This is a genomic window from Streptomyces sp. AMJ-169, assembly GCF_055597585.1.
In genome coordinates, this window is sequence record NZ_JBVLTJ010000002.1 from 238,937 (window position 1) to 265,134 (window position 26,198).

General features: G+C 69.9%; 31 protein-coding genes. 10 read left to right on the plus strand and 21 right to left on the minus strand.

Annotated features, from left to right (window positions below):
- Nucleotides 1-31 precede the first annotated feature (31 nt).
- From ACYUD3_RS05620 to ACYUD3_RS05630, 3 genes are read right to left on the minus strand one after another with little or no spacing between them, the layout of a single operon-like run.
- Nucleotides 32-823 carry an SDR family NAD(P)-dependent oxidoreductase gene (locus tag ACYUD3_RS05620; protein ID WP_470964557.1) on the minus strand — a complete coding sequence of 264 codons (792 nt, stop codon included), beginning with the start codon at nt 821-823 and terminating at the stop codon, nt 32-34.
- Nucleotides 820-1,902, minus strand: coding sequence for a hypothetical protein (locus ACYUD3_RS05625; protein WP_470964560.1), 1,083 nt, complete (start codon nt 1,900-1,902; stop codon nt 820-822). Before ACYUD3_RS05625 ends, ACYUD3_RS05620 begins: the two co-directional genes overlap by 4 nt.
- Nucleotides 1,899-3,803: a nucleotidyltransferase domain-containing protein gene (locus tag ACYUD3_RS05630; protein ID WP_470964563.1), complete on the minus strand. Its 1,905-nt coding sequence runs from the start codon at nt 3,801-3,803 to the stop codon at nt 1,899-1,901. Before ACYUD3_RS05630 ends, ACYUD3_RS05625 begins: the two co-directional genes overlap by 4 nt.
- A 165-nt stretch (nt 3,804-3,968) precedes the next feature.
- Here ACYUD3_RS05630 and ACYUD3_RS05635 point away from each other — a divergent pair, with 165 nt between their 5' ends.
- Complete coding sequence (locus ACYUD3_RS05635) at nt 3,969-5,288, plus strand: helix-turn-helix transcriptional regulator (protein ID WP_470964566.1); 1,320 nt, start codon at nt 3,969-3,971, stop codon at nt 5,286-5,288.
- Nucleotides 5,289-5,351: 63 nt separating this feature from the next.
- On the opposite strand, the gene ACYUD3_RS05640 is transcribed toward ACYUD3_RS05635, so the two are convergent.
- Nucleotides 5,352-5,621 (minus strand): DUF397 domain-containing protein, encoded by a 270-nt coding sequence (locus tag ACYUD3_RS05640; RefSeq protein ID WP_470964569.1) that lies wholly within the window; start codon nt 5,619-5,621, stop codon nt 5,352-5,354.
- Nucleotides 5,603-6,445, minus strand: coding sequence for a helix-turn-helix domain-containing protein (locus tag ACYUD3_RS05645; protein WP_470964572.1), 843 nt, complete (start codon nt 6,443-6,445; stop codon nt 5,603-5,605). Before ACYUD3_RS05645 ends, ACYUD3_RS05640 begins: the two co-directional genes overlap by 19 nt.
- A 166-nt stretch (nt 6,446-6,611) precedes the next feature.
- On the opposite strand from ACYUD3_RS05645, the gene ACYUD3_RS05650 reads away from it, so the two are divergent.
- Together ACYUD3_RS05650 and ACYUD3_RS05655 are read left to right on the plus strand one after the other, a co-directional pair.
- Nucleotides 6,612-6,989 carry a hypothetical protein gene (locus ACYUD3_RS05650; RefSeq protein ID WP_470964575.1) on the plus strand — a complete coding sequence of 126 codons (378 nt, stop codon included), beginning with the start codon at nt 6,612-6,614 and terminating at the stop codon, nt 6,987-6,989.
- Complete coding sequence (locus tag ACYUD3_RS05655; RefSeq protein WP_470964578.1) at nt 6,986-7,201, plus strand: hypothetical protein; 216 nt, start codon at nt 6,986-6,988, stop codon at nt 7,199-7,201. The genes ACYUD3_RS05650 and ACYUD3_RS05655 overlap by 4 nt, the downstream gene beginning before the upstream one ends.
- Before the next feature lie 36 nt (nt 7,202-7,237).
- On the opposite strand, the gene ACYUD3_RS05660 is transcribed toward ACYUD3_RS05655, so the two are convergent.
- The 5 genes from ACYUD3_RS05660 to ACYUD3_RS05680 all read right to left on the minus strand — a co-directional run bounded on the left by ACYUD3_RS05660 (nt 7,238) and on the right by ACYUD3_RS05680 (nt 9,575).
- Nucleotides 7,238-7,705 carry a hypothetical protein gene (locus ACYUD3_RS05660; RefSeq protein WP_470964581.1) on the minus strand — a complete coding sequence of 156 codons (468 nt, stop codon included), beginning with the start codon at nt 7,703-7,705 and terminating at the stop codon, nt 7,238-7,240.
- A 93-nt stretch (nt 7,706-7,798) separates the two neighbouring features.
- Nucleotides 7,799-8,029: a DUF397 domain-containing protein gene (locus ACYUD3_RS05665; RefSeq protein WP_470964584.1), complete on the minus strand. Its 231-nt coding sequence runs from the start codon at nt 8,027-8,029 to the stop codon at nt 7,799-7,801.
- A 69-nt stretch (nt 8,030-8,098) separates the two neighbouring features.
- A complete protein-coding gene (locus tag ACYUD3_RS05670; protein ID WP_470964587.1) occupies nt 8,099-8,743 on the minus strand; it encodes a DUF5753 domain-containing protein in 645 nt (214 codons plus the stop codon).
- A gap of 111 nt (nt 8,744-8,854) precedes the next feature.
- The gene (locus ACYUD3_RS05675; protein ID WP_470964589.1) at nt 8,855-9,385 is read right to left on the minus strand and encodes a DUF6879 family protein; all 531 of its coding nucleotides are present in this window, start codon (nt 9,383-9,385) and stop codon (nt 8,855-8,857) included.
- Nucleotides 9,369-9,575 (minus strand): hypothetical protein, encoded by a 207-nt coding sequence (locus tag ACYUD3_RS05680; RefSeq protein ID WP_470964592.1) that lies wholly within the window; start codon nt 9,573-9,575, stop codon nt 9,369-9,371. The genes ACYUD3_RS05675 and ACYUD3_RS05680 overlap by 17 nt, the downstream gene beginning before the upstream one ends.
- A 136-nt stretch (nt 9,576-9,711) precedes the next feature.
- Here ACYUD3_RS05680 and ACYUD3_RS05685 point away from each other — a divergent pair, with 136 nt between their 5' ends.
- From ACYUD3_RS05685 to ACYUD3_RS05695, 3 genes are all read left to right on the plus strand, one after another.
- Nucleotides 9,712-10,236: a P-loop nucleotide/nucleoside kinase family protein gene (locus tag ACYUD3_RS05685; RefSeq protein WP_470964595.1), complete on the plus strand. Its 525-nt coding sequence runs from the start codon at nt 9,712-9,714 to the stop codon at nt 10,234-10,236.
- 45 nt (nt 10,237-10,281) lie between these two features.
- Nucleotides 10,282-11,109, plus strand: coding sequence for a class I SAM-dependent methyltransferase (locus ACYUD3_RS05690; RefSeq protein WP_470964598.1), 828 nt, complete (start codon nt 10,282-10,284; stop codon nt 11,107-11,109).
- 128 nt (nt 11,110-11,237) lie between these two features.
- Complete coding sequence (locus ACYUD3_RS05695; protein WP_470964601.1) at nt 11,238-12,143, plus strand: SURF1 family protein; 906 nt, start codon at nt 11,238-11,240, stop codon at nt 12,141-12,143.
- Here ACYUD3_RS05695 and ACYUD3_RS05700 read toward each other — a convergent pair.
- The 4 genes from ACYUD3_RS05700 to ACYUD3_RS05715 all read right to left on the minus strand — a co-directional run bounded on the left by ACYUD3_RS05700 (nt 12,113) and on the right by ACYUD3_RS05715 (nt 17,170).
- Nucleotides 12,113-13,171, minus strand: coding sequence for a hypothetical protein (locus ACYUD3_RS05700; protein WP_470964604.1), 1,059 nt, complete (start codon nt 13,169-13,171; stop codon nt 12,113-12,115). The two genes, ACYUD3_RS05695 and ACYUD3_RS05700, sit on opposite strands and share 31 nt — an antisense overlap.
- 164 nt (nt 13,172-13,335) lie before the next feature.
- The gene (locus ACYUD3_RS05705; RefSeq protein ID WP_470964607.1) at nt 13,336-14,073 is read right to left on the minus strand and encodes a SigE family RNA polymerase sigma factor; all 738 of its coding nucleotides are present in this window, start codon (nt 14,071-14,073) and stop codon (nt 13,336-13,338) included.
- Nucleotides 14,074-14,804: 731 nt separating this feature from the next.
- On the minus strand, nt 14,805-15,893 hold the full coding sequence (locus ACYUD3_RS05710; RefSeq protein WP_470964611.1) for an aspartate-semialdehyde dehydrogenase: 1,089 nt from the start codon (nt 15,891-15,893) through the stop codon (nt 14,805-14,807).
- A complete protein-coding gene (locus tag ACYUD3_RS05715; RefSeq protein WP_470964614.1) occupies nt 15,893-17,170 on the minus strand; it encodes an aspartate kinase in 1,278 nt (425 codons plus the stop codon). Before ACYUD3_RS05715 ends, ACYUD3_RS05710 begins: the two co-directional genes overlap by 1 nt.
- Before the next feature lie 108 nt (nt 17,171-17,278).
- On the opposite strand from ACYUD3_RS05715, the gene ACYUD3_RS05720 reads away from it, so the two are divergent.
- Together ACYUD3_RS05720 and ACYUD3_RS05725 are read left to right on the plus strand one after the other, a co-directional pair.
- On the plus strand, nt 17,279-17,959 hold the full coding sequence (locus tag ACYUD3_RS05720; RefSeq protein WP_470964617.1) for a response regulator transcription factor: 681 nt from the start codon (nt 17,279-17,281) through the stop codon (nt 17,957-17,959).
- Nucleotides 17,956-19,326, plus strand: coding sequence for a HAMP domain-containing sensor histidine kinase (locus ACYUD3_RS05725; protein WP_470964620.1), 1,371 nt, complete (start codon nt 17,956-17,958; stop codon nt 19,324-19,326). Before ACYUD3_RS05720 ends, ACYUD3_RS05725 begins: the two co-directional genes overlap by 4 nt.
- On the opposite strand, the gene ACYUD3_RS05730 is transcribed toward ACYUD3_RS05725, so the two are convergent.
- Nucleotides 19,292-19,822: an SgcJ/EcaC family oxidoreductase gene (locus tag ACYUD3_RS05730; RefSeq protein WP_470964623.1), complete on the minus strand. Its 531-nt coding sequence runs from the start codon at nt 19,820-19,822 to the stop codon at nt 19,292-19,294. The two genes, ACYUD3_RS05725 and ACYUD3_RS05730, sit on opposite strands and share 35 nt — an antisense overlap.
- Before the next feature lie 133 nt (nt 19,823-19,955).
- Nucleotides 19,956-20,129 (minus strand): hypothetical protein, encoded by a 174-nt coding sequence (locus ACYUD3_RS05735; RefSeq protein WP_470964626.1) that lies wholly within the window; start codon nt 20,127-20,129, stop codon nt 19,956-19,958.
- A 401-nt stretch (nt 20,130-20,530) separates the two neighbouring features.
- Between ACYUD3_RS05735 and ACYUD3_RS05740 the strand changes: the two genes are divergently transcribed.
- Entirely contained in the window at nt 20,531-21,094 is a 564-nt protein-coding gene (locus tag ACYUD3_RS05740; RefSeq protein WP_470964629.1) for a hypothetical protein, read from the plus strand.
- A 291-nt stretch (nt 21,095-21,385) separates the two neighbouring features.
- Here ACYUD3_RS05740 and ACYUD3_RS05745 read toward each other — a convergent pair whose 3' ends face one another.
- The 3 genes from ACYUD3_RS05745 to ACYUD3_RS05755 form a co-directional block, all read right to left on the minus strand.
- Nucleotides 21,386-21,946 (minus strand): hypothetical protein, encoded by a 561-nt coding sequence (locus tag ACYUD3_RS05745; protein WP_470964632.1) that lies wholly within the window; start codon nt 21,944-21,946, stop codon nt 21,386-21,388.
- A gap of 90 nt (nt 21,947-22,036) precedes the next feature.
- Nucleotides 22,037-22,348: a cold-shock protein gene (locus ACYUD3_RS05750; protein WP_470964635.1), complete on the minus strand. Its 312-nt coding sequence runs from the start codon at nt 22,346-22,348 to the stop codon at nt 22,037-22,039.
- Nucleotides 22,349-22,728: 380 nt separating this feature from the next.
- Entirely contained in the window at nt 22,729-23,910 is a 1,182-nt protein-coding gene (locus ACYUD3_RS05755) for a hypothetical protein (RefSeq protein WP_470964636.1), read from the minus strand.
- Nucleotides 23,911-24,272: 362 nt separating this feature from the next.
- On the opposite strand from ACYUD3_RS05755, the gene ACYUD3_RS05760 reads away from it, so the two are divergent.
- Complete coding sequence (locus ACYUD3_RS05760; protein ID WP_470966024.1) at nt 24,273-24,869, plus strand: YdcF family protein; 597 nt, start codon at nt 24,273-24,275, stop codon at nt 24,867-24,869.
- Nucleotides 24,870-25,137: 268 nt separating this feature from the next.
- Here the strand turns inward: ACYUD3_RS05760 and ACYUD3_RS05765 are convergent, their stop codons facing one another.
- Both ACYUD3_RS05765 and ACYUD3_RS05770 read right to left on the minus strand, forming a co-directional pair.
- Nucleotides 25,138-25,683, minus strand: coding sequence for an NUDIX domain-containing protein (locus ACYUD3_RS05765; protein ID WP_470964638.1), 546 nt, complete (start codon nt 25,681-25,683; stop codon nt 25,138-25,140).
- 241 nt (nt 25,684-25,924) lie between these two features.
- Entirely contained in the window at nt 25,925-26,191 is a 267-nt protein-coding gene (locus tag ACYUD3_RS05770; RefSeq protein WP_470964640.1) for a DUF397 domain-containing protein, read from the minus strand.
- Between the last annotated feature and the right edge of the window lie 7 nt (nt 26,192-26,198).

A 26,198-nucleotide genomic window follows, 5' to 3' on the forward strand; every position in this document is an offset into this window, starting at 1 on the left:
GGGTTCTCCTGGGTGTCTTGGGATGGGCGGGTCAGTGGAGGAGCCAGCCGCCGTCGATGTGCAACGACTGGCCGGTGATGAATGACGCGGGCGGGCCGGCGAGGAAGGCGATGGCGGCGGCGACGTCTTCGGGCTGGCCGCGTCGGGGGACGCACTGGCGGGCGATCTGGGCGTCGGGGTGGGTGCGGTGGCGGGCGGGCAGGGTGTGTTCGGCGTCGGTCTGGATGGCTCCGGGCAGGACGGTGTTCACGCAGATGCCGTGGGGTCCGAGTTCCCTGGCCAGGGAGCGGGTGAGGCCGATGAGTCCGGCTTTGGCGCTGCTGTAAGCGGTCAGGCCGGGGCGTCCGGCGCGGGCGTTGACGCTGGAGATGTTGATGACGCGTCCCCAGCGGCGGCGGATCATCGAGGGGGTGACGGCGTGGGTGGTGCGGTAGTGCAGGGTCAGGTTGACGTCGAGTGCGTGGGCCCAGGCGGTTTCGTCGGTGTCGTCCCAGGTGATGCGGGGGTAGGCGCCGGCGCAGTTGACGAGGATGTCCACGGGGCCGATCTCGCTGGTGATCTGGCTGACCATCGGGTGGGCCGCGTCCGGGTCGGTCAGATCGGCGCTGATCTCGATGCCGTCGGAGCCGAGGCGGCGGATGTCGTCGAGGACGGCGTGCACCTGGTCGTGCTGGGCGAAGTGGGCGGCGGCGAGTGTGGCGCCGGCGCCCGCGAGGGCCCGGGCGGTGGCCGCTCCGATGCCGGTCGCGGCGCCGGTGACGAGGGCGGTGCGGCCCTGGAGCGGGCGGGCGGTGAGCGGCGGATCGAGGAGAGGGGCGGTCACGGGGCCTCCACGGGAGTCGGCGGGTCGGTGTGGGTGAACGGGGCGCCGTCGGCGAGGCGCTGGGCCTGGGCGAGTCTGGCCAGGAGCAGCAGCAGGTCGGCGGTGGTGAGCCGGTGGGGTGGAAGGACGCCGAGGACGCGGAGGGTGAGGAAGGGGCCGAGGGCGGGGAGCCGGCGGTCGGCGGGGGGAAGTCCGGCGGCGTCGCCGAGGTCGCCGCTGACGCGGGCCAGCAGCCGGGTGAGGGCGGCGCGGCGGCCAGGGCCTGCGGGCCAGGTGTGGTGCAGGTCCAAGTGCCGGTGACGCAGGGACAGTTCACTGTGTCCGACGGCGGGTGTGGCGGGCGGGGGGAGGTGGAGCGGGAGGGTGCGGGCGTAGACGTCGGGCTGGTAGACGGGGACGAGCCAGCCGCCGAGCGCGAGGAGGTACCACAGGAGGTTGGCGATCTCCCCGGCCAGGGCGTTGCGTCCGGCGTGCTCGAAGTCGAGCCAGCACGCGCCGGCGCCGCTGGAGGCGATGTTGGGCTCGGTGGGGTCGCCCTGGGTGAGCGCGGAGCGCCACCGGCTGCCGGGGTGCAGCGCCTGGCGGGCGGCGTCGATGGCGGCGGGCACGTCGAGCGGGAGCGGCGGGGTGCCGTTGACCGTCACGGTGAAACCGGTGAGGTCACGGACGGGAATGGGCTCACCGGTGTGCGTGTCGGGGACCGTGAGGTTTCGCCGCAGGTACCAGGTGTCGACGCGTCCGCCGGGGCGGATGCGGCCGGCGTAGAGGGCGGGCACGCACGCGGACAGGGCCGTGGTGCGGCCGGTGCGTGCGGCGGTGCCGGCCAGGTCGTCGCAGACGGCGTCGACGAGGGCGGCCACGTCGCGGGCGGGGACGCGGCCGTGGTCGGCGAGGGCGATGAGGTCGCCCAGCAGGAGGCGGCAGCGGCCGGAGGCGAAGACGTCCTCGAAGACGAGCCCGTCGCGGTCGCGGCCGAGGAGGGCGGGGGTCTGGAGGTGGCCGGCGATCTGGAGCCGGCCGAGTTCCTCGGCGTCCGCCCGTGTGGCGGGAAGGGGCTTGTGGAAGGCGGGGGCGGTCATGCGGCGGTCTCGGCGGGCGGGATGGTGGCCAGCCAGCGGTCCAGGACGAGCTGCGCCAGCTTCTGCGCGGCGGCCCGGTCCGTGCGGGCGTCGCACACGGACACGTCGTGCGGCCGGCCGGAGCCGTGTTGCGTGAGGAGGTGGTCCAGGGCTTCGGTGTCCCCGGCCTTCTCGACGCCGTCGAACCGCAGCAGGGCCTTGGCCAGCAGCGCCGTGACCTTGAACAGGGCGCGCAGGTCCGGGGCGCCTTTGAGGAGCTGGCGGCGGATCTCGACGGCGGACTGGACGCCGGCTTCGAGGCTGGAGGAGACGTCGTCGGCCGGCGGCGGGGCGGGGATCGTCAGGCCGGGGCGGGCCCACAGCGGCTGGAGCGAGCCGGTGCCCAGGAGGGTCAGGACGTGCAGCAGCCGGGAGGTGACCGCGCCGGCGCGGCACTCGGCCCTGCTCAGGACGGTCAGGCCGAGCCTGACCTCGCCGAGTTCGCCCTGGACCGCCGCGAGGGCCTGGTGCAGCGCGGTGGTGCGGCCGGGGTCGGCGACGACGAACACGTCGAGGTCGGACCAGCCGTGCTGGTACTTGCCGCGGGCGCCGCTGCCGGTGACCGCGAGCAGGTCGATCAGCGGGTCGGGCCCGCCGGTGGTGCGGTGCAGCAGCGCGGTCAGGAACGCTTCCAGCGCCACGGGCAGTCCGAGCGCGTTGACCGGCGCGGTCGCCGGGACGACAGAGGGCCAGGCGGCGTCCAGGGTGATCCGGTCGAGGCGACGCTCCAGTGCCAGGCGCGAGCCGTTGTTGTCGACCGTGACATCGGCGATGCCGGCGATCCGCTCCGCGCCCCGGGCCGCCTTCACCGCGTCCCTCAGCGTCACGTCCTGCGGGCCCGCCGTCCCGCGCCGGGCCCGAAGCCCCGGCGCCGTGTCGAGGTAGGCGATGACCAGCTGATCGCCGAGCATACGCCGCAGCTCCACGGCCGTGTCGTACTCGTGCAACGACTCCAGGGTGACGCGGTCGAGGAAGTGATGCGCGTGCGCGTAGCGGTCCAGGCCGTCCAGGACGAGTTCGGCGCGGACGACGGGCGCGAGCGCGTACGGATCGCCGGCGCCCGCACGGTGGGCGGCCTCCTCGACCAGGTAGCCGATCTTCAGCCGGGCGTGCCGGTGACGGGTGCGCAGGTACTCGCCGGCGGTGCTCTTGCCGCTCTCGGACATCCCGCCGAGCGCGACCACCCGGACACCGGGCAGGCATCCGGCCGGTACGAGCGCGGCGCGCGGGTGGAGGCGGCGGCGCAGGTCGTCCTGGACCGCGACGACGGGACGGCCGTCCACGACGACGACCTCGTCGAACCGCCCGTCGGCGACCAGACGGTGGATCTGCCGGTGCAGGTGGTGCTGGTAGCCGGCGTAGACGGGCGTCACGCTCGCCTCGTGGGACAGCGCCCGGGCGGCGCCGGTGGCCGGGTCCTCGTGGTGCAGCAGCACGATCCCGTACTCGCCGGCCTCCGCGGCCTTCAACTCCCGCGCGTACGGCCGTAAAAGGGCGCGCGCCCGCTCGGCGGCCCGCTCGGGGGTGAGGTGTTCGCGCACCGCGGCGGTCGCGGCCACGGACGCCTCCAGCATCGGGATCCCCCGGTCCGTCAGCCGCAGCTCCGCCCCGCCGCCGTGCAGGGAACGCCGCAGGTAGGAGGAGGCCAGGACGTCCGCGACCTCCTGCATGGCGCCGGTCTCGAACCACCAGGCACCCATGCCGCCCTCCTTGACGGCCGTCCACCGCTCGTCGTGCGCGTCCAGCGGTCCGCTCAGCACCGCGGCGGGGCCGATCCGGCGGGCGAGGACGCCCAGCTGTTTCGTCTTGCCGGTGTTGTCCGCGCCGCTCACCGCGACCGCCGTCACCACGTCATCACTCACGTCGGGTCCCCGATCCGCTCCGGACTGCCCCGGGCCGGCCGGCCCGGGAAGGTGAAGTACAGCCCAACTCCCGCTGGGGGAACCAGCGTTCGAAGGTCATGCGGGGGTCATGCGACCCCCGCCGTTCCAGCCCCCGGGCGGGCCTCGCGGTGCTGTGATGGACGCGTGGACGCGACACCCCGGCACCCGCTCGTGATCGCCCGGTCCCTGCACGGCCTGTCCCAGACGGACCTCGCCGAAGGGATCAAGCAGGCGGCACGCCGCCGCGACCGCAGAGCCGGTACGACCAAACAGCAGATCTCCGTATGGGAACGGCCCGGCGCCCGCCCGCCGGACCCCTGGTACCAGCTCCTCATCGCCGACGCCCTCGGCATCGGTGAGGACCGCGTCACCACGCTGGACTGGCCGTACTGGCTGCCCGGCAACGAAGCGCCCTTCCCCCTCGGCACCGGGGCCACGGTCGCCGCTCTCAGAGAGGCCCGACGCCGCACCATGCTCAACCGCCGCACCCTCATCGGACTCGCCCCCGCCGCCCTCACGGCCCTCGCCCAGCAGTGGGCCACCCTCGCCCCCGCCCCCGCCCCCGCCACCACCGCCTCCCAAGGCCGCGCCGTCGCACCGGAGTTCATCACCTGGCTGGAGACCAGCGCCCACCACCTCACCACCATGGCCACCGCCGACCGCCAGTACACCGCCCAGCTCCTCGACAGCTACTACGACACCGTCCTCGGCCTCCTCGAACAAGGCGGCCACGACGAACCCACCGGCACCCGCCTGCACGTCCTGGCCTCCTCCCTCGCCCAGACCATCGGCTGGCACCGCTTCGACCACGAGGACCACACCGCCGCCGGCCACTACTGGAGCGCCGCCCTCCACGCCGCCCACCAGGCCCGCGACACCGACCGCGGCGCCGGCATCCTCGCCGACCTCGCCTACCAGAGCATCTGGCTCGGCCGGCCCACCCCCGCCCTCCACGTCCTCGACCACGCCCTCACCCGCACCCAGGACCCCACCGCCCGCTCCCTCCTCCACCTCCGCAAAGCCCGCGCCCTCGCCATGAACGGCGAAGCCCGCGCCTGCCGACGCGCCCTCGACGCCGCCGAACACACCCTCGACACCGCCCGCACCACCCCACCGGCCTGGTGCGCCTGGATGAGCCACGCCGACCTCGCCGTCGACACCGGCCGCTGCCTCATCGACCTCGGCGAAACCCGCCCCGCCCTCCACCAGATCACCCAGGGCGTGACCCTCCTGCCCATCACCCGCGCCAAAACCCAGGCCGTCTTCCTCACCTACGAAGCCGAGACCCTCCTCACCCAGGGCGAGATCGACCACAGCGCCGCCACCGCCCACCAGGCACTCACCCTCGCCCAGCACATCGGCGCCACCCGCTGCGTCCGCCAGATCACCGACCTCACACCCCGCTACACCCCCCACCACAAAGTCCAGGGCGTCCGCCAACTCCTCGACAGCGCGGGCCGCTGAACGGCGAAACGGCGATCGGCCCCGGGGAACGCGCCCCCGGGGCCGATCAGCGCGGAGATCCGCCTACTTGACGCCCCCGACGAAGGACGCCCACGCGTCGACGGTGAAGACGAGCGCACCGGCGGAGGGGTCCTTGCTGTCCCGGACGGGGACCAAGGAGGGGATGTTCGCGGCGACTTCAAGGCACTGACCGCCGGACTGGTTGCTGTAGCTGCTCTTGTACCAGTCGGCGCCGCTCAGCAGGTCGTCGGAGACCTCAAGGCACGCGCCGCCAGACTGGTTGCTGTAGCTGCTCTTCCGCCACGAAACGTTGCTCAGGTCGATGGCTCGCACGGTACTTCCTCCAACAGCTGCCGGATGAACTGGCGCGATTGGTCCGGCGATAGGGCCAAATCGCGTACCAGATCGTATCGGAGCTGGAGGTGCTCAACCTCCCCGTTTCTTTCTACGAGTTCACTGGTGTACCCGGTCTCGACCCAGGCGACGGTCCTCCCGCCCTCGTCACGCAGGAACATGACGTCGGTGCCCGTCAGCGCGTGCAACCCCACGGACATCGGCAGCACTTGGATGGTGATGTTGCCGCGCTGCGACATGCGCAACAAGTGCTCCAGCTGCGCGCGCCACTCGGCGGGGTCTCGCATCGAGGTGCGCAGCACCACCTCCGAGAGGATCGACCGAAAGCGCGGCGCGCTGTCCCCGGCCAGCAGCTCGCGCCGACCCATACGGGCATCGACCTGCGTGGTCAGTTCCTCGTCCTCCATACCGCTTGCCGCGAGGAACTCACGGGCGTAGTCCTGGATTTGAAGAACACCAGGCAGGTTCGCAGCGGCGTAGTGCCACATGCTGACCGCCTCGGCCTCAAGCTCCATGTACGGCCGGTACTCCACCCTGAACTGGCCCAGATCCGTGGACGCCAGCTCCCACAACGCCAGCAGCACCGGCGTCGTCCCGTAGTAGGTGTCGAGATCCTGGACGATCTCCGGCCCCCCGAGACTCTTCCCGCTCTCCATCTTGCTGAACTGCGACTGGTCCCAGCCCAGTTCAGCGGCCATCTCCCGCAGACTGACCTGCTTCGCCGCCCGTAAGGCCCGAAGCTCCTCCGCGAACCGCTGCCGCGGGTCCTTGCTGCGTCCGGTGACCGTCCGCCTAGGGGGCATCGCTCCCCTCCTCCGTCTGTTGAATTACCGGCCCTGAGTGTTTCCGTACCGCCCGCAGGGGCTGCGCGCGCCGCCGTTCTGGGTCATCCTCTTACTACCCAGAGATACGCAGAGTAGTACAACTGCCGCGATGCGTACACATGTTGGGCGAAAGGACCGAAACCATATGAAACCGGGAAATCTGTTCTACGACCCGGCGGTCAACAAGGTCGGCGAGTTCCAGGCGAAGTTCGGGAGATACGCGATGCTCCGCCCGCTCGGCGGCGGCATCGAGTGGCAGGCCGACCCGAGCGCGCTGCGGGCCCCGACGGACCAGGAACGGCTGAGCGCGAGCGTCAAGGCGCGCAACGAACTCACGTGGAAGGAGCCGAAGTTGGAGCACACGTACACGCCGCTGCCACCGCCGATCCCGGTCCCGGAGTGCGAGCGGTGCGTGGAACTGGCGCTGCTGAGGAAGAGCGCGCGGGAGGAGCACGACTACAGCGCCGAGACCGACGCGAACGTCCTGCTGCGCAGGCACCTGAAGCAGGCGCACCCCGAGTGAAGCAGCCGACCCGGGACCAGATCGAGCGGTCCGCACCACGCTGGGCGTGCCCCCCGCCCGTGATACCGCCACCCCCGCCCCCGCCCCCGCGCCGCCGCAACCCCTGCTTCAGCGAAGCCTTCTGGGCGACCGTCCTCACCGCCCTCAGCGTGGCCGCCCTCATCGCCGTACTCGCCGCGACGGCGGCCCACGCGCTGCCGATACCGGCATAGCGACCCCGCACAGGCCCCCGACACCGGGGGCCTGCCTCACCTCACCGGACAGCCCAGCCCCGGCATGGCCCGGTTCCGGGAGCAGCACACCAAGGCCAGCGACAGGAACAAGGGGCGTTCCAGGTAGAAGCCGTACGACACGTCCCCGCCCCGGCCGAGCCGTTCGGCAGCGGAGTCCGCCAGCAGTGCCATCCGCGTACTGTCGCGGTCCGCATCGGAGGCGAATCGAGGCGCGTACTCAGCGAGCCGTTCCCCGAGCCAGTACGCCGCTCCCTTCGGCTCCTCCCAGGTGCCCCGAACCAGGTTCCCTGACTTGACCAGCCAGTACGCCGTTTCGAGCGGCGGGAGGTCCACGACGGGGAACTCCGCCCTGACTTCCCGGTGCCGCTGGACCAGCTCCGGCCTGCCGTCAGCCGGAGGCGGATCAGGGTGCGGGGGCCGTCTCAACGCCTCGTCGTCGAACCGCTGCTTGGAGCCGGTCCACAGATAGCCATGGTGGTGCAACTGCCGTTCCGTTCACCGCGGGAGCAGGGGAACTACGACCGGTCCCAGCCTTCGGGGGAAGGACCAGGACCGATCACCGAGGGGAGCGGCCGCTCAGGCCGACAGGCCGAAGCGCGCCGGGTCGATACCGGCCGCGTCCAGTTCGGCGGTGGTAAAGCGCAACGGGGTCAGGTCGGGGCGCTTGCCGTCGCCCAGAGCCCACGCGTCCGGGCCGATCTTCGCGAGCGTCGCGCAGGACTCGCCGTCGGGGTGCGTGTTGCCCCCGCACGCCTTGAAGAACGTGACTCCGTCGACAGGCAGGCTGTACAGGTCGGTTCCGGGCATGGGTGTGCCTTCCTAGGTGACCATTTCTGTGTCTGCCCGACACATCCTCGGCCTGTCGCCGATAGACCTCTAGCCTCTTTCCTGTTGCCTCAAGAAGTCATCCCGGAGCCCTGCGACGAAGGCCCGCATTTCCTCACCCACGAGGGCAGCACCCTCGAACCCGTCGAACTTTCCCGCATAAAGCTCAATGTCCCTGAATTCGGTAGTGGTGATCTCGGCATGCGGGATTTCCACAATGGCCAGGCTCGTATCGAAGAGAACGAACGAGGAGGTAGGCAATTCCACCATGGACACCGAAAGGGGAAGAACTCCGATGTGCACATTCTGCATTCTTGATACGGCGATGAGCTTGTCCAGCTGCGCCGCCAGCATCGAGAGACGGACGATTCTCCATCTGAGCACGGACTCGGTGATCACGAATCGAAATGTTCGGTGGACGTCATGCAGGACCTCTTGCCTGAGCAGACGTGCGCCCAACATCTTCTCCAGCGCACCTTGCGTATAGCCGTGCCGACCGAGGATGGCGCGCGCATACTCAGGGGTCTGGAGCAGGCCAGGAATGCACGACGGCTGAAAGAGCCGCATAAGGGTTGTCTGAGCCTCTATGGCCCTGATTTCATCCTGATGTTTGTGAAGTCCGGTACGACGCAGGATTCGCCACGCTGTCGCCTCCGTGGCCGCCTTACGGGCCACTTCGGCGAACCGGCCCTTCACCTCCTCCGAGACCCCCAAGGCCGCGAGAAAAGGCGCTACGGGCGACCGCTTTAGCCTGCATCCCGCCGGCTTCCCGCAGTTCCCGTAGCGCCCGACCGATATTGATGTTGCTCACGCCGGCTTGTGCTGCTCCCACCAGTCACGGAAAGGCACAGCGATACTCATGGTCAAGTCTCGACGCTCAAGCCATTCCCGGGCCTGCTCCTCGGGGATCAGTTCAGCCCCCAGGAATTCACCACCATCGCCGTACCGCATGGTTACGACAGTGCGTTCATCGAACGCCCAGAAGTCCGGTACGCCCTCCAGCAAGTTCGGCTGGCCGGTGGTGTCGAGAATGAAGAACTCTTCTCCGGCCTCCTGGTTGCGCACATAACCCCACCCGAGTTCAAACCTCAGATAGTCGCTGAGGGGGCGGGAGAGAACGTGAACCCGGTACATGCGCTTACCGGACCGCGTAGCGCCCCGCACGGTCTTGACCCAATCGGCCGACTTGTACTCTTCCGGCTGAGGCTCTCCGGCCAAGAAAGCCCGATAGGCCTCGACGCCCCCCGACCTGCTGTAGTCGTCCAAGGTCTCCAGCCGGAATGCTTCCCGCTGAAACTCTTTGAAGAGGTTGCCGAAGTCTTCAGGCGAGATGTTCACGGGCCACCCTCAGGAGGAGAGACATGGGAACACGCACAGCGGTTTCGTTGCCGGGTAACCGCATGGTGGTGAGCGCTTCCTCGTCGTCCACCTTGAAGCCCTGCACCAGAACACTCTCCGTGCCCTCGATCGCCCACACGGTCGGGCACGGCCCCTCGTCACACTCGCTCGCAAGCTGGTTGAGCTTCACCGGCCGCCCCCTGCACAAGTTGATGTCCAGTTCGATCCTCGCGACGCTGTGACAGGCGGGTCAAGGTGGCCCGGTTGAGAGAACAGGAAACTTGGCGCGGCGATCCGTACGCTTCTCCGTCTGCCACCATCCAAGAATGCCCGAACTACACCTGCTGACCGGCCTCCCCGGCGCCGGGAAAACCACCACCGCACGCCAACTGGCAGCGGAGGAAGGCTTGTTGAGGATCACTCCGGACGAGTGGATGATCCCCCTGTTCGGTGTCTCCGAGAAGAACGGCAGGCGGGATGTCCTGGAGGGGCGTCTGCTGAGCGTCGCGCTGGATGCGGTGCGGCTCGGTACGGGGGTGGTGCTGGACTTCGGCTGCTGGTCGCGCGCGGAGAGGTCGGCGATCCGGTGGCTCACGGAAGCCGAGGGGGCGGCCTTCCGACTGGTGTATCTGCCGGTGACCCCCGAGGTCCAGCGGGCGCGCATCGCCCACCGCTGGTCGACCACTCCGGAGCAGACCTTCCCCATCACCGAGGAGGAACTGCGGCGCTGGCGGGGGCAGTTCGAGGAGCCGGGGCCGGACGAGATCGAGGGGAGCGCCACCGACGCGCCGCCGGAGGGGTGGGGGGACTGGCGGAGCTGGGCGGCGGACAGATGGCCGTCGTTCGCCTGAAGAATTCAGTGGTGCCCCCTCACGGGCCTCCGTACCGTCTCCCCCATGTCCACCCCCTCCACCCCCTCCGACTGGCGCGAAGCCAACCGGTCCCTCTGGGACGAACGGGTCCCCCTGCATGCCGCCGGGGACTTCTACGATCTTCCCGGTTTCCTCGCCGGGGCCGGCACCCTGCGGGAGTTCGAGGTCGAGGAAGTGGGGGATGTCGCCGGCAAGTCCCTCCTCCATCTCCAGTGCCACATGGGACAGGACACCCTCTCCTGGGCCCGCCGAGGCGCCCGCAAGGTCGTGGGGCTCGATTTCTCCGCCCCGGCGGTCGAGACGGCCCGGCACCTCGCCGAACAGCTCGAACTCCCCACTGCCCGCGCCGAGTTCGTCGTCTCCGATGTGTACGACGCCCCCGCCGCCGTCCCCGACCCCGGCTACGACATCGTCTTCACCGGCGGCGGCGCCCTCCTCTGGCTCCCCGATCTGCGGCGCTGGGCGGAGACGGTGGCCGCGCTGCTCGTACCCGGCGGGTTTCTGTACCTCTCCGAGTTCCATCCGCTCACCGACGTCCTCGACGACGAGACCGGCTCCCGGATCGTGCGGGACTACTTCGACGCCGGGGCCCAGGTGTACGACGAGCCGGGGACGTACGGATCCGCGGCCACCGACACCGTCCACAACCGCAGCGTCGAGTGGCAGCATCCCCTAGGGGACGTCGTCAGTGCGGTCGCCGGGGCGGGGCTGCGGATCGAGTTCCTGCGCGAACGGGACGTCTCCCTCTTCCAGCGCTTCGGCAACTTCGAGCAGCGCGACGGCTTCCACCGCTTCCCGGCCGGTCACCCCAGGATTCCCCTGATGTACTCCCTCAGGGCCCGTAAGGGATAGCCGCCCCCTAGGGGCCCGCCCGACCCTTAGGGGACCTGATCCGCCGGGCAGGCCCCCAGGACCCGTAAGGCCCGTAAGGGACGACCCCGCCTCCCGCCGCCCCGCCCCCGCCCCGTACGGTGGGATACGTGTACCGGTTTCTGCTGACGCCCCGCTGGTGGGGGATTCACGTCTTCGTGCTGCTGGCCATCCCCTTCTGCGTGTTCATGGGGTCCTGGCAGCTGAGCCGGTTCGAGGCGCGGATGGACGACCACCGGACGCTCGACGCCTCGGTGCGTGAGGGCAGGTCCGAGACGCCCCGGCCGCTCGCCGAACTGCTGCCCGTGGACAAGGCGACCGTCAACAAGAGGGTCACGGCCCAGGGGACGTACGGCAAGCAGCTCCTCGTGCCCGGCCGCCAGCTGCACGGCAAGAGCGGCTTCTACGTCCTGACGCTGCTGAAGACCGACTCGGGCACCTCGCTCCCGGTGGTCCGGGGCTGGCTCCCCGGCAAGGCCGAAGCGGCGAAGGCCCCGGCGCCCCCGGCCGGCGAGGTCACCGTCACCGGCGCGCTCCAGGCGACCGAGACCCCGGGCGAGAACGGCGTCTCCGCCCAGGGCGGCCTCCCCGCCGGGCAGACCGCCGCGATCAGCACGGGCTCCCTGGTCAACCTGGTCCCGGGCCGGCTGTACGACGCGTGGATCACCCTCAGCACCGCCGACTCCGGCATGACGACCGTCCCCGCGACCGCCCCCGCCAACACCGGCCTCGACCTCAAGGCGTTCCAGAACCTCGGCTACACCGGCGAGTGGTTCGTCTTCGCGGGCTTCGTCGTCTTCATGTGGTTCCGCCTCGTACGACGAGAGGTGGAGGCCCTCAGGGACGCCGCCCTCGGCATCGACCCGGGCGATCCCCTAGGGGGCCCCGGAAACCCCGGCACCCCCGGGGCCCCCGGCCCCCCTAAGGGAAACCCCGAGGGCCCCGGAGACCCCGAGAACCCCGAGACCTCCCCTAAGGGACCCGCTCAAGAAGCCGCCACCACACCCGTCCGGTAAACCGTCCCCGCACACGCGTCCGGCACAGTCGCCGTCACACTCGGCCCCCCGGCATCAGCGGTGTACGTCACGGCGACACTCCCCGCCGCCGTGGTCACCCCGCTCTCCGTGACCAACTGCGCCGACGTCCCGCTGCTCTGGCTGTCGCCCCCGCTGGAGGCGGCCTCGCTCGACGAGGGGCTCGGGGAGGGCGACGAACCCGTCTCCCCGCCGCTCCCGCTGCCGCCGGTGCTGCTCCCCGAGGTGGGACACGTCTCCAGCGGCACCCACGCGAACTTCACGTCGTACGCGGAACCCGGCGCGAGCAGGAGCTGGGTGACGTACAGGGAGGGGTCGGGCAGGGACGGTGCCGCGTCGCCCGCCGTGTGGGCGGTGACGCCGATCTTCGACTGGTCGGCGGCGCCCTGCGCGACGGTCGTCAGCGCGACCTTGCCCGCGACCGTGCAGCTCTTCGCGGAGTTGTTGACGACGCGGAAGGTGCCGTAGACGACACCGGACGAGTCGGGGCTGTCCACGCTCGACGTCGCCGCGCCGAGCTGGGCCGGCGTGCAGGCGGGGGCCGTCGCGCCGCCCGCCGAGGTGGCCGGGCCGCCGCTCGCCTCGTCGCTCGCGCCGCCACCGCTGCCCTTGCCCTCGCCGGAACCCTTAGGGGTCCCGGAGTCCTTGCCGGTGCCCTGGCCGCCGGCGCCGTCGGCCTTCCCCGAGGTACCCCCGTCAGGGCCCTTGCCCCCGCCGCCGCTGCCCTCGGTGCGCGAGGACTGGCCGGCCATCGAGGTGTTCGCGTCGGAGCTGTCGCCGGAGACGTTCAGCAGCGCGGGGACGGCCGTCCCCGCGAGCAGGACGGCCGCGGCGACCCCGACGACCGCCTGCCGCTTGCGCGCCCGCCGCGCGGGCACCGCCCGCCGCAGGTGGTCGAGCGCGCCGTCGCGCGGCCCCAGGTCCCGCACCGAACTGTGCAGCAGGTGCCGCAGCTCCAGCTCGTCCGAGTCGAGCCCGTCCCGGCTCTGGTCGTCGAGGTGGTCGTTCACAGTCTCGTTCCCAGCGTGTGATTGCTTCGGCTCCGATCCGGAGGAGCCCTTAGGGGGACCCGTAGGGAAGCCCGTACGGGACTCGGCTCCCCTAGGGGACCCGACCCCCCTAGGGAACTCCCCGCCCCCCTCAAGAGGTTCCTCCCAGTCCCCGGGTTCCCCGCTCACGCCGACGCCTCCATGGCGACACGCAGCGCCGCGATCCCCCGCGACCCGTACGCCTTCACCGACCCCAGCGAGATCCCCAGCGTCTCGGCGACCTGCGCCTCGGTCATGTCCGCGAAGTAGCGCAGCACCAGCACCTCCCGCTGCCGGCGCTGCAACCCCTTCATCGCCTTGATGAGGGAGTCGCGCTCCAGCTGGTCGTACGCGCCCTCCTCCGCGCTCGCCATGTCCGGCATCGGCTTCGACAGGAGCTTGAGGCCGAGGATGCGGCGGCGCAGGGCGGAGCGGGAGAGGTTGACGACGGTCTGGCGCAGATAGGCCAGGGTCTTCTCCGGGTCCCGGACGCGTTTGCGCGCGGAGTGGACGCGGATGAACGCCTCCTGGACGACGTCCTCGCAGGACGCGGTGTCGTCGAGGAGGAGGGCGGCGAGACCGAGCAGGGAGCGGTAGTGCGCCCGGTAGGTCTCGGTGAGGTGGTCGACGGTGGTGCCGGCCGCCACGGTCTCGTCGGCGCCGGCACGCGGGCTCGGGATACCGGCGCTCGCGGGCATGGGGGCGATCACCGGCAGCCCGCCGGAAGCCCCGCCCACGGCGCGGACACCGGGCCCCGCGCCCGCGCGGACGCCGGAACCCCCGCCCACGCCGGACACCCCGCCCGCGCGCGGCCGGACCGCCCGCCGGGGCGGACGCAGAACGGCCGCACGGGTCGCCGCTTGGAAGTCGAGTACGTCAGCCACGCCAGTTGGACACGCGTACCCCGGCAGGGGTTGTACGCGAGTTTTCCACCGACCCCGCACCCACAAGCGGCCCGCCCGCACGCCGAGTTGACGCACGTCGAGTTGACGCACGCCGCCCGCCCGCACGCCGAGTTCGCGTACGACGCCCCCGGCGCCCACATCGGAATCGTTTCTTCAGCACGCCCAGCGCCAGCGCCAGCACCGAACCCGACGCCGGCACCGAAGCCGAACCCGACGCCAGCACCGAACCCGACGCCGGCACCGGCACCGGCACCGAAGCCACCGCCACCGCCACCGCCCAAACCGACCCGCACGCCCGCCCGTCTACCGGCGCGCGCCCCCTCATCTACCGTCATGCGTCCCGCTCTTCCCCGGTTTCCCGTCCGAAACGGGCGTCCCCACGCCCGTTCACAGGCCGACCACAGCTACAGCCCGTGTTCACCCGCCTCCGCGCCCCGGCAAAGGTGACCGCAAAGACGCCCCGCGCGCCCCACCCGGTTGCGGGGCACGGAGGGAAAATCTTCGGCTGCGAGGCCACCCCGGGACAAGGTGTCAGGGGCATATATCCAGGCAGCGCTCTTGACCGGGATCCTACAAAGGACTTCCACCCTGGCCAGCGGCTTTTCGCCCGCAGGCGCGTCGCCCATTCGGCGGCACCCGATCAGACCGCCCCGGAACCCGCCGGCACCCACCCCGCCGGCCCCCGATCAGACCGCCCCGCCGGCCCCACCTCAGACCCCCCGCCCCCCACCACTCCCCCACTCCACCGCGACCAACTCCGCCACCTGCGCGGTATTGAGCGCGGCCCCCTTACGAAGATTGTCCCCGCACACGAACAGCTCCAGCGCCGTCGGATCGTCCAGCGCCCGCCGCACCCGCCCCACCCACGTCGGATCGGTGCCCACTACATCGGCCGGCGTCGGAAACTCCCCGGCGGCGGGATCGTCGAACAGAACCACCCCCGGCGCCGTGGCGAGAATCTCCCGCGCCCCCGAAACGGTCACCTCGTCCTGGAAACGGGCGTGAACGGTCAGCGAGTGCGTGGTGATCACCGGCACCCGGACACACGTCACGGCGACCGGCAGCCTGGGCAGCCCGAGGATCTTGCGGGTCTCGTCGCGGACCTTCATCTCCTCCGACGACCACCCGTCCTCGCGCAGCGACCCCGCCCAGGGGACGACGTTCAGCGCGACCGGCGCCGGGAACGGCCCGGTGTCGTCGCCGACGACCCGCCGCACGTCCCCCGGTTTGGTCCCGAGTTCCGCACCGGCAGCGCCCACGACCTGCGCCAGCTGCCGCCGCAGCGTCTCGACGCCCTCCCGGCCGGCCCCGCTGACCGCCTGGTACGAGGAGACGACCAGCTCCCGCAGCCCGAACTCGGCGTGCAGCGCGCCCAGGGCGACGATCATCGACAGGGTCGTGCAGTTGGGGTTGGAGATGATCCCGCGCGGGCGAAGGCGCGCGGTGTGCGGATTGACCTCGGGGACGACGAGGGGCACGTCGGGGTCCATCCGGAACGCCCCGGAGTTGTCGACGACGACCGCGCCGCGCGCGACGGCGACGGGCGCCCACTGGGCGGCGACCTCGTCGGGGACGTCGAACATCGCGACGTCGACGCCGTCGAAAGCCTCTTCGCTGAGGCCGATGACCTCGACCTCCTCGCCGCGCACGGCCAGCTTGCGGCCGGCCGAGCGCGGGGAGGCGATCAGGCGGATCTCGCCCCAGACGTCGGCGCGCTGGGACAGGATCGTGAGCATGACCGAGCCGACGGCCCCGGTCGCTCCCACGACCGCGAGCGTCGGTCGTCCGGACCCCGCCATCAGCGTCCTGTGCCTCCGTACACGACGGCCTCGTCACTGTCGGAGTCGAGCCCGAAGGCGGTGTGCACGGCGCGGACGGCGCCGGGGACGTCGTCCGCGCGGGTCACCACCGAGATACGGATCTCGGAGGTCGAGATCAGCTCGATGTTGACGCCCGCGTTGCTGAGCGCCTCGAAGAACGCGGCCGTGACGCCCGGGTTGGTCTTCATCCCGGCGCCGACCAGGGAGATCTTGCCGATCTGGTCGTCGTAGCGGAGGGACTCGAAGCCGATGCCGCCGCGGTTCTTCTCCAGGGCGTCGATCGCCTTGCGGCCCTCGGACTTCGGGAGGGTGAAGGAGATGTCCGTCAGGCCGGTCGAGGCGGCGGAGACGTTCTGGACGATCATGTCGATGTTGATCTCGGCGTCCGAGATCGTCCGGAAGATCGCGGCGGCCTCGCCCGGCTTGTCCGGCACACCGACGACCGTGATCTTGGCCTCGGAGGTGTCGTGCGCGACACCGGAGATGATGGCCTGCTCCACCTTCTTGTCCCCTCGCTGATACGGCGAACTGCTGACCCACGTGCCCTGAAGACCGCTGAACGACGACCGGACGTGGATCGGGATGTCGTAGCGCCGCGCGTACTCCACACACCGGTGGAGCAGCACCTTGGAGCCGGACGACGCCAGCTCCAGCATGTCCTGGAAACCGATCCAGTCGATCTTCTGCGCCTTTTTGACCACGCGCGGATCGGCGGTGAACACCCCGTCGACGTCCGTGTAGATCTCGCAGACCTCGGCGCGCAGCGCGGCGGCGAGGGCGACGGCGGTGGTGTCGGAGCCGCCGCGGCCGAGCGTGGTGATGTCCTTCTTGTCCTGGCTGACGCCCTGGAAACCCGCGACGATCGCGATGTTCCCCTTGTCCAGCGACTCCTGGATCCGCCCGGGGGTGACGTCGATGATCCGGGCTTTGTTGTGCACCGAGTCGGTGATCACGCCTGCCTGGCTGCCGGTGAACGACTGGGCCTCGTGGCCCAGGTTTTTGATCGCCATCGCCAGCAGGGCCATGGAGATCCGCTCCCCGGCGGTCAGCAGCATGTCGAACTCGCGCCCGGCAGGCATCGGGGACACCTGCTCCGCGAGATCGATCAGCTCATCCGTCGTGTCGCCCATCGCGGAAACGACGACGACCACCTGGTGGCCGTCTCTTTTCGCTTCCACGATCCGCTTGGCGACGCGCTTGATGCCCTCGGCATCGGCTACGGAGGAGCCTCCGTACTTCTGCACGACAAGGCCCACGTGCGCTCCTCGCTCAGTCCGGTCGTTTGCACCGGTCAGTCTAACGAGCGCCCGGAATTCCCCTAGGGGGTGCCGCATGGTGAGATTTCAACCACTAGGGTTCCCGCTGTGCGCGTACTCCTGGTGGAAGACGACGAGCCGGTCGCCGAGTCGCTCCGGCGTGGCCTGCGGCGTTACGGCTTCGAGGTGGACTGGGTGACGACGGGCGCCGCCGCGCTCGCCCACACCGACCCCCATGACGTCGTCCTCCTCGACCTCGGCCTCCCCGACACCGACGGCCTGGACGTCTGCCGGGCGATGCGGGAGCGCGGTGACGTCCCGATCATCGTCATCAGCGCCCGCAGCGACGAGACCGACCGGGTGGTCGGCCTGGAGCTGGGCGCCGACGACTACGTCTCGAAACCCTTCGGGGTGCGCGAGGTCATCGCCCGCATAAGGGCCGTGATGCGCCGGGTGCAGCCGCGTACGACGGCGGAGGCGGGCCCCGAGAGGTACGGCGCCGCCCTGACGATCGACCGCAAGGCGGCCCGCGTCCGCCTGCACGGCGAGGAGATCCCGCTCGCGCCCAAGGAGTACGACCTGCTGGCGTTCCTCACCGAGGAGCCGGGCGCGCTGATGACGCGCGAGCAGATCATGGAGGCGGTGTGGGACGCGAACTGGTTCGGGCCGACGAAGACGCTGGACGTCCATGTGGCGGCGCTGCGGCGGAAGCTGGCGGGGGCGATCACGATCGAGGCGGTGCGGGGGGTGGGGTTCCGGCTGGAGATCGTTTCTGGGGATGACGCATGATCCGCCAGCTCATCCTCAGCTACGTCCTCCTGGTCGCCGTCGCGATCGGCCTGTTCACCTTCCCCGTGGCCTTCACCCTCACCAAGCAGCTGCGCGACGACACCGAGCTGTCGGTGAAGCGGGAGGCGACGACGATGGCGCTGCTGCTGAGCGAGGGGGACCCGGCGTCGTGCCGGGCGCTGACGCAGCTCGCGCGGGCGTACGCGCGGGAGACCGAGGACGAGGTGCAGGTCACGGCGACGGCGAAGTGCGCGGCGCCGCTGCCGAGGCCGGCCGCCGGTGCCGCGCTGGACGCGGCCGTGCGGGAGGGCAAGGCCACCACCGACTGGGGCTCGGACTTCATCTGGGGCAAGGAGCTGACGATCACGGTCCCGGCGCAGGCCGAGGACGGGCCGCCGGTGGGGGCCGTGCGCATCGTCTACTCGACCTCCGGGATGACGAGCCGGCTGTGGAACATCTGGGGTTTCCGGGCCGGGCTCGCGGTCGCGGTGATCGGGGTGGCGGCGGCGATCGGCGCGGTGGTGGCGCGCAGGCTGACGCGGCCGCTGCGCCAACTCAACGAGATGGCCACGAAGTTCAGCGACGGCGACCTGACCGCCCGTACGCCGGAGACGGGCCCGCAGGAGACGCAGACCCTCGCGCGCACCCTGAACCAGGCGGGCGAACGCCTCGACACGCTGATCGCCTCGCAGCGCATCTTCGTCGCCGACGCCTCGCATCAACTCCGTACGCCGCTCACGGCGTTGAGGCTGTCGCTGGACAACATCGCGGACGGTACGGACGACGAGTTCGTGCGCGAGGACGTCGAGCAGGCGACCGCGGAAGTCGTGCGGATGAGCCGGCTGGTGAACGGTCTGCTGGTGCTGGCGCGGGCCGAGGCGAAGGTGACTGCCGCCGAGCCGCTGCCGCTTACGGAGATCGTGAACGAACGGCTGGCGGTGTGGAGGCCGGCCGCCGACGAGCGTGGAGTCACCATCACGCTCATGGGGGGTGTCGACGACCGGCCGTTCGTGTTGGCCGGCCCCGGTCATCTGGACCAGGTGCTGGACAACGTGCTCTCGAACGCCCTGGAGGTGTCACCGGACGGCGGCACGATCACCGTCCGCTGGGAGCAGCAGGGCTCGCGGACGGTCGTGCTGTCGGTCCTGGATCAGGGTCCGGGCATGTCGGACCCGGAGAAATCCCGGGCTTTCGACCGCTTCTGGCGGGGGCAGGGCCTTACGGGCCGCTCGGGGTCGGGGCTGGGGCTCGCCGTCGTCAAACAACTGGTGACCGACGACGGCGGCACGGTGACCCTTAGGGATGCTCCCGGAGGGGGCCTGTGGGTGGCGATCAGCCTTCGGGCATCATCGAGGAGTGGTGGTTGACGATCTTCCACTGGCCGTCGCGCTGCTTCTCGTACTCGTAGGTGTAGCGGGCCTTGACGGTGGTCTTCTTGCCCGTCTTGGGGTCGGTGAGGGTGAATTCGTAAAGCCCGGTGTCGATGGCGGAGTTGGAATCCAGCACCTTCACGATGGTGGTGATCTTCTTGCCCGTCGGCTTGTTGAGAAGGAACTTCTCGAAGTAGTCGACGATTTCCGCGCGGTTGGTGCGGATCTTGTTGGAGACGGTGGGGAGGAGGACCGCGTCCTCGGCGTACATGTCGGCGACCTTCTGCGGGTCGCCGGTGGCCAGTGCCGTGTCCCAGCGGTCGAAAAGTCCGGCGATCTGGGCCTTCGTCGCGAGCTTCGGCTGGGCTTTGTGCTGGGCCTTGTGCTCGGTCTTGTGCTCGGGTCCGGCGAAGCTGACGCCGGCGCCGAGGGTGCCTGCGGCGACGAGGGCGGCGGTGCCGATGACCAGGGAGCGCTTGGGACGCCGGTTCATCTCAACTCCAGTTGTCTCTGGGGCTTCTTGGCTTCCTTCCGGGGTCTGTGGGGAGGAAGTGACTCAAGAATCGCGTTTCACCGTTTAGCGCCCGTGCAGCTGTCGTACAGCGGAGATACAGGACTCACCCAATTCAGGCCCGGTCCCGGAGCAGGCTGACTCCGGCGCCCAGCGAGACGACGCCCATTCCGACGGCCGTCATGACCCCCTGCGTCCCGTCGACCACAAAAGGCGCGGCGACGGCGACGACCGCGTTGAAGAGGAACAGGAACCACAGCACGGGGCGGGAGGAGAGCAGCGACTTCATGGGGGGTTTCTCTCGTTTCAGGTCTCGTTGTCCGGGGCGGTTTTCAGCGCCGCCCTTGTGTGGTCAACAATTCCGGAATCGAGGAGGCGGAACGAGAGAGCCCACTCCCGAAGACGGGGTGTAGGAAAGTACACCCCTTGGGGGGAGGGTGAGAGCACCACCTAGGGGTTGTCCCTGGCCAGGGGAGGGGGCCGGAGGTGTGGAGGGGGCCCGAGGGCTAGCTGGAGGAGGGGCCGCACGGGGGAGCTGCGCTCGGCCCGGGGCCCCCGGACGGGCACAGGGAAGCCCCGGCTGGGGAAGGGGTGTTCCTGGCCGGGGCATCGGCGGCCTCCTGGAGAGCTCACACTGGAGGTCGGGCAAGGACCCTCGCCGTGCTGCCGGCAGGAGCTACTGTCGCCTCCATGCAGACCCCGCAGCCTCGTGGTGACGACCGCGCGGAGCTGACCGTCACGGTCCTCGTGAGTGGCTGGGCGGCGCAGCGTCTTCGCCGTGGTGCCGCGATCCGGCAGCGGCCCGTGGAGGAGATCGCCGCCGACTGTGTCAGCGACGAAATGCGCCGTCCTGTGTACGACATGCTCTACTGCGGCGGCGACGGCTACGCGGCCACCCTGGACGGGCTCGCGAAGCGTCTGGCGGTGGTCGTCCGCGACCTCGGCGCCCTGCCGTCCGCTGCCGCTGCGGAGGTCATTGTCCTGGCGGAGGCCGAGCAGGGGGTCCCGCTGCCCGATGAATGGCGTGAGCGGGTGATCCGCCAGCTCGCCGAGATGTGGCAGGGCTGCGCCACCGAGTCCGGCAAACGGTCGGACGGCTCCTTCGGGCCGCTGGACGACATCAAGGTCCACGCTGTCGTCACCCCAGCGCAGTGGGATGCTCTTGGTCGCATCGGCGATCCGGACAGCCTCAGCGCAGGCGTCCAGAAGGCACTGGAAACGGGAATTTCCGCCCTCGACGGCCAAGGCGGATGACCTGTTTCATCCAACTTCCAGCACCCGTCCAAGTGCCGCCGATTCCGGCATTGCTGATTACATCATGCTGTCCGGTACAGGAATCTTCTTGGCCATGCCGTGCGGTGCCGAGGTATTGCCACGGGAGATGAAGATGCCTCGGGCACGGTACGTTCACTACACCGCCGCAGGATCCTCGACCGGTGTAGATATTTTCGCTTTCATGTTTTGAAGACCCACTGTTGACTAACAACCGAAACGGCTCGCCAGGCGTACTGGCGAGCCGAAACAGCCTACCGATCCCGGAGCCTCTTAGGAGTCATAGCCGATCTCAAGGTCGCTGACGTAGGGCGACCCCTCCTCGTCGCTGTCATCCTCTACGGTCCGGAACGGAGTGACTCCGTCAAAAAGGTTGTACTTGAAACTGAAGCCGAGGTTGGCTGTGCCGGTCCTGCCCCCGACATTGACACGGAACGTGCAGTTTCCGTATAGCGTGTAGTCCTTGTTGCGGAGATTGTTGGGGACCGATGAATGCCAGGAATAGTTGACGGCAATATTGGCGTGGCTGTCGTGGTAAGGCAGCTGCATATGGCCAGCCGTGCATTTCATTCGGCCTACGGCTATGGCCTGCACAGCGGGAGATGTGCGGAACGACCAGGGCATAGGAGCAGGCCGACCGGCCGTCCCGGACATGTTCACCTGGCCGGTGAAGGTGCCGTTGGAGTCCGTCTTTTCGTAGTACGGGGATGACACCTTGAACGTGAACTTACCCTGCTGCGTCCCGGCGTGAGCGGGAACGGCACTCAGAGCGAGAACTGCGGCCAACGTAGCGGAGCCGACAGCAGCAACTCTTTTCATGGATGCAGAAGACACAGGATTCCTGTCTAGAGCGCACAGCAGAAGAGACCACACTACGACTGTGCGTGCCGATAGGAGAAGATCCGGCCAGTTACCGATGCTGCGTCAGGAATCGAACCTGATATCCAGGTGGGATGAAAATCCGGGCTCCTCATCCATGTCGGGCAAGCATCGCGCTCCCCCTTCAAGCCAGACAGAGACCGCACGGCAGCGGTACTCGTCCTGCTCAGCCCGCTCGGCCGAGAAAGTGACGGACTGCCCAACAGTCAGTTCACGATAGCCCTCGGCCTGAATCGCCGAATAATGTGCCCACACCTTGTCCGGGAAGGCATCGGAAGCGAGAACTCCCCAGCCCTCCTCGCTGTGCCACTCAAGCACGCGGCCGGAAAATACCTCTACAGACGTGGTGTCAGACATTTCCCCGTTCCCCCCTTGCGGCACCGGCAATTCGCCGTTCGGCGTGCGCTGTGGTCAGCAACGCTTGACCGAATCCAAGTCACCGTAACAGACAGCCCGGAGCCACACGATCTTAATTTCGCGCGGCGGGCAGACTTGACGCGATTACATCGCCTGCGGACGCGGCCAGACAGAGTGCACCCGCAGACGGATGCCAAGGTGCGCTCACTCGGCCACGTGCGGCCTCAACGTCACGTGGCGGCGTCCCCGCCAGCAGCCCCGGCCGTGTTCCACCTGGAGCAGACAGCTGCCGAAGGAACTCGCCTGACTTGCCAGATCAGCTTCTAGCTGATGTACCTGCGTCTTCGCTTGACAGCACTGGATAACGATCGCCCGCCCCCTCACGTCCGCCGCCACCCGCTCGCCGCCCGGATCGAGTCGGCCCAGCGGTGTACGCCGACGGCGTCGGGGACCGGGGCGGCCCGGAAGGTGGCCGGGATGTAGCCGGGCTCGGGCGCGTCGTCGTAGCCGTCCAGCTCCTCGTGGCACTCGCGGCACACCCCGTCGATGATCTGCGTGGTGCGTTCGTCGGCGTCGCAGGTGAGGCAGGCGAGCAGGACCCGGTCCACGCGGGCGCGCAGCGGGGCTCCCTGCGGACAGGCTTTCGGCTTCCTCGGCGGCATCTTGTCCTCCAGTCGGCGGCGGGCGAGTCCGCCCGGGTTGGTCACGGCGGACGGGAGTCCGTCGGTGAGGGCGCGCAGAACGTCGTTCGGGCTCGCGCCGCGCTCCAGCCACTGCTCCACGAGGGGTTCCAGGGCGCGGCAGTCGGCGGCGGAGAGGGGCATACGGGGGTCGGCGGCGCGGACTTCGGTGAGGGTGAGGTGGGCGAGGGTGGGTTCCGGCTGCGGCCCCGACTCCGGCCCTGGCTGCGGCTGCGGCCCCGACTCCGGCTGCGGCTGCGACTGCGACTGCGACTGCGACTGCGGCCCCAACTCCGGCTGTGGCTGCGGCTGTGGCTGCGGCTGTGGCTGTGACCCCACCTCCGGCTCCGGCTCCAACTCCGGCCCCGGCACGTCGTCCTCAGCCCGCTCCTCCTGCGCCTCTACGCCCTCCCCCTCCTCACCCTCACCCTCACCGAAGTCCACCCGCGCCAACCCCATCCCGTACGCCCCCGTCACGATCCGCCCACCCCGCGCCCGCGCGAACCCCTCCCACCACTCACGGGACTTGGCCACCCGCGACCAGTACGTCCGCGTCACCCACCGCATCGAGTTGTCCTCGACGGTCAGATGTTCGCGCAGCTGATGCAGATGCCCGGCGCCGCTCAGCAGCTTCATCGACGTCCGTACGGCCTGCTGGCCGTAAGCGGGATGCTCGGCGGCGATGACCTTGTACCCCATGGCGTGCCCGTCTTCGAGGTGGTCGATGAAGACGGCGATGTCGCGTTCACGGGGGCGCAGATGTGCGAAGTCCGGGTCGCCGTACGGGGGTTCGTCACCCGCGGAGCGCTTGCCGTACCCCGTTTTGGCGAGGGGGTGGGACGGGGAGGGGAGGGCGGGACTAGGCTTGGCAGTAGCCAGCATCGAATGAACCTCGATGTGTTCGGTGAGGCCCCGGAGCCGGTGTTGGCGCACCGACCGGGGCCGCTTTACGTTTGCGGTTGCCGCGAACCTAGAGCCGTTGAACGCTCCGACGCAACCCGATCACCCAACGTCACCCATTCGGATTAAACCCCCCGTACAACTCCGGTACAGGCTTGGTTGGTTGGATTTTTCCCACCCAGAGAAAACCCAGAAAACCCCATGGAAGAGCTCGGGGCCCGGGGCCCGGAACCCGGGGCTCGGGGTCCGAGGCGCAGGGGCGGCCTCAGCAACCGTGACCAGGGAGAACACGCGTGAGCAATGAGCAGTGGCGGCAGGCCGAGCTGATCTGGGACTACCACCGGATGCGGCACGAACTGCGGCCCGTCGACGTGGCGATCGGCCTGGGCAGCCATGACCTCGGCGTCGCGGCCCACTCGGCCCGCCTGTACCGCGCCGGCCTCTTCCCGACCCTGGTGTTCACCGGCGGCAACAGCCCCACCACCGCCGAGGTCTTTCCACGCGGGGAGGCCGTCCACTATCGCGAGCACGCCATCGCCCTGGGCGTCCCCGCCGAGGCGATCCTGTTGGAACCCGACGCGGCGAACACCGGGCAGAACATCACCCTCGCCCGCGCGGTCCTGGCCGCAGCAGGCGTCCACCCGACGACAGCGCTGCTGATCTCCAAGCCCTACATGGAGAGGCGCTCGTTCGCGACCGCCCGCAAGCTGTGGCCCGGCGTCGAGTTCCGCTGCGCGTCGGAGCCGCTGGAGTTCGACGACTACCTGAAGTCCATCGGCGACGAGAAACTCGTCCTGGACATGCTCGTAGGCGACCTCCAGCGCGTGATCGCCTACCCGAAGCTCGGGTTCGCCATCGAGCAGGAGGTCCCGGAGGAGGTGCGTGCCGCGTACGAGTCCCTCGTCCACGCCGGCTTCACCAGCCGCCTCATCACCACCTGACCTGCCCCGTCCAAGAGGGGCGGGGGTGTGGAGGGGGCCCGAGGGCTGGCTGGAGGAGGGGCCGCGCAGGGGAGCTGCGCCCGGCCCAGGGCCCCCGGACGGGCACAGGAAAACCGCGGCTCGGGGCTCGGGGCGCAGAGGCGCCAGGCCGGCGTCGCTCGCTTTCAGTTCCTCGGTGAGGGAGTACAGCTGTGTGTCCAGGGGCACCCGTGAAACAGCGGCGCGGCCCGCCGCCGAGCCGAGCCGCTGTCGGGGACCGGACCCGGGTTCACCCGATCCAGGTGTAGTTGTCGTCGGTGACGGCGTCGAGTGCGGCGTCGCCGACGGTGGCTCGGGGGTCGGGGAGGGCGGCGAGGGCGGGGCCGATGGGCGGGAAGATCGGCAGGTCGGCGGTCTTGCGGTAGTCGATCCATTCGATGACGCCGACTTCATGGGTGCCGTCGGGCTGTTCGTCCAGCTCCTGTTCGGCGAGGCCGGCGCGGACCTCGGGGGTGATGTGGAGGCGGTGGATGAGGTGGAGTTTGCGGGGCGGCGGGGTGGGGCCGGGGCGGGTGACGCGCTGGTCGACGATCCAGAGGAGGTCGCCGCCCTCTGCCTGTTCGATGTCGAGGGCGAGTTCTTCGGCGAGTTCGCGGGCGAGGGCCTGGCGGAAGTCCTCGCCGTCCTCGACGTTGCCGCCGGGCGGGGTGTAGTGGACGGAGCCGGGGCGGTCGCGGCGGATGAGGGCGACGTCGTCGCCACAGAAGACGAGGGCGCCGGTGCGGACCTTGATCCGGGAGAACGGGGCCGGGGTCTGGTCGGGCGTAGGGGTCATGGCGGCCAGTATCGGGGCCGTGCCCGTGCCCGGGGCGGGCTTTGCCCAGGTTCACCCGCCCCGGGAGAAACCGGTGCCCTTACGCGGCGGGCAGGCCGGGCAGGGCGTGGCCGGGCTGCGGCGAGATCCGCTGCCCCGGCCCTGATCCAGCCTCTCGGAAAGGCGCCGGAGCCCCGGGGGCGGGCACAGGAAAGCCCCGGCCGGGGAAGGGGTGTTCCCGACCGGGGCCTTTCAACTCCGCTCAGGCGGAGGGGAGTTCGCCTGACTTCAGGGCGGTGAGGAAGGGGGTCCAGGCGGCTTCGGCGATGAACTGGACCGGGCTGGAGGGGGACTTGCTGTCGCGGAGGGCGCGGCCCCCGAGGGGGGTGAGGGCGAGTTCGACGCAGTCGTTGTTCTGGGCCGAGTACGACGACTTGCGGAACGCGAGGGCAAGTTCGACGCAGTCGTTGTGCTGTGCCGAGTACGACGACTTGCGGAACGCGCTGACGATCTCGATCTCGGGGGTCACGATTCCT

What these genes read in the sequence shown, in the direction of transcription:
- ACYUD3_RS05735 (WP_470964626.1), bottom strand. Translation starts at nt 20,129, where the DNA reads ATGAAGTCGCTGCTCTCCTCCCGCCCCGTGCTGTGGTTCCTGTTCCTC.
- ACYUD3_RS05710 (WP_470964611.1), bottom strand. Translation starts at nt 15,893, where the DNA reads ATGGCGGGGTCCGGACGACCGACGCTCGCGGTCGTGGGAGCGACCGGG.
- ACYUD3_RS05645 (WP_470964572.1), bottom strand. Translation starts at nt 6,445, where the DNA reads ATGCCCCCTAGGCGGACGGTCACCGGACGCAGCAAGGACCCGCGGCAG.
- ACYUD3_RS05650 (WP_470964575.1), top strand. Translation starts at nt 6,612, where the DNA reads ATGAAACCGGGAAATCTGTTCTACGACCCGGCGGTCAACAAGGTCGGC.
- ACYUD3_RS05665 (WP_470964584.1), bottom strand. Translation starts at nt 8,029, where the DNA reads ATGCCCGGAACCGACCTGTACAGCCTGCCTGTCGACGGAGTCACGTTC.
- ACYUD3_RS05740 (WP_470964629.1), top strand. Translation starts at nt 20,531, where the DNA reads ATGCAGACCCCGCAGCCTCGTGGTGACGACCGCGCGGAGCTGACCGTC.
- ACYUD3_RS05685 (WP_470964595.1), top strand. Translation starts at nt 9,712, where the DNA reads ATGCCCGAACTACACCTGCTGACCGGCCTCCCCGGCGCCGGGAAAACC.
- ACYUD3_RS05725 (WP_470964620.1), top strand. Translation starts at nt 17,956, where the DNA reads ATGATCCGCCAGCTCATCCTCAGCTACGTCCTCCTGGTCGCCGTCGCG.
- ACYUD3_RS05730 (WP_470964623.1), bottom strand. Translation starts at nt 19,822, where the DNA reads ATGAACCGGCGTCCCAAGCGCTCCCTGGTCATCGGCACCGCCGCCCTC.
- ACYUD3_RS05760 (WP_470966024.1), top strand. Translation starts at nt 24,273, where the DNA reads ATGCGGCACGAACTGCGGCCCGTCGACGTGGCGATCGGCCTGGGCAGC.
- ACYUD3_RS05690 (WP_470964598.1), top strand. Translation starts at nt 10,282, where the DNA reads ATGTCCACCCCCTCCACCCCCTCCGACTGGCGCGAAGCCAACCGGTCC.
- ACYUD3_RS05765 (WP_470964638.1), bottom strand. Translation starts at nt 25,683, where the DNA reads ATGACCCCTACGCCCGACCAGACCCCGGCCCCGTTCTCCCGGATCAAG.
- ACYUD3_RS05755 (WP_470964636.1), bottom strand. Translation starts at nt 23,910, where the DNA reads ATGCTGGCTACTGCCAAGCCTAGTCCCGCCCTCCCCTCCCCGTCCCAC.
- ACYUD3_RS05750 (WP_470964635.1), bottom strand. Translation starts at nt 22,348, where the DNA reads ATGTCTGACACCACGTCTGTAGAGGTATTTTCCGGCCGCGTGCTTGAG.
- ACYUD3_RS05625 (WP_470964560.1), bottom strand. Translation starts at nt 1,902, where the DNA reads ATGACCGCCCCCGCCTTCCACAAGCCCCTTCCCGCCACACGGGCGGAC.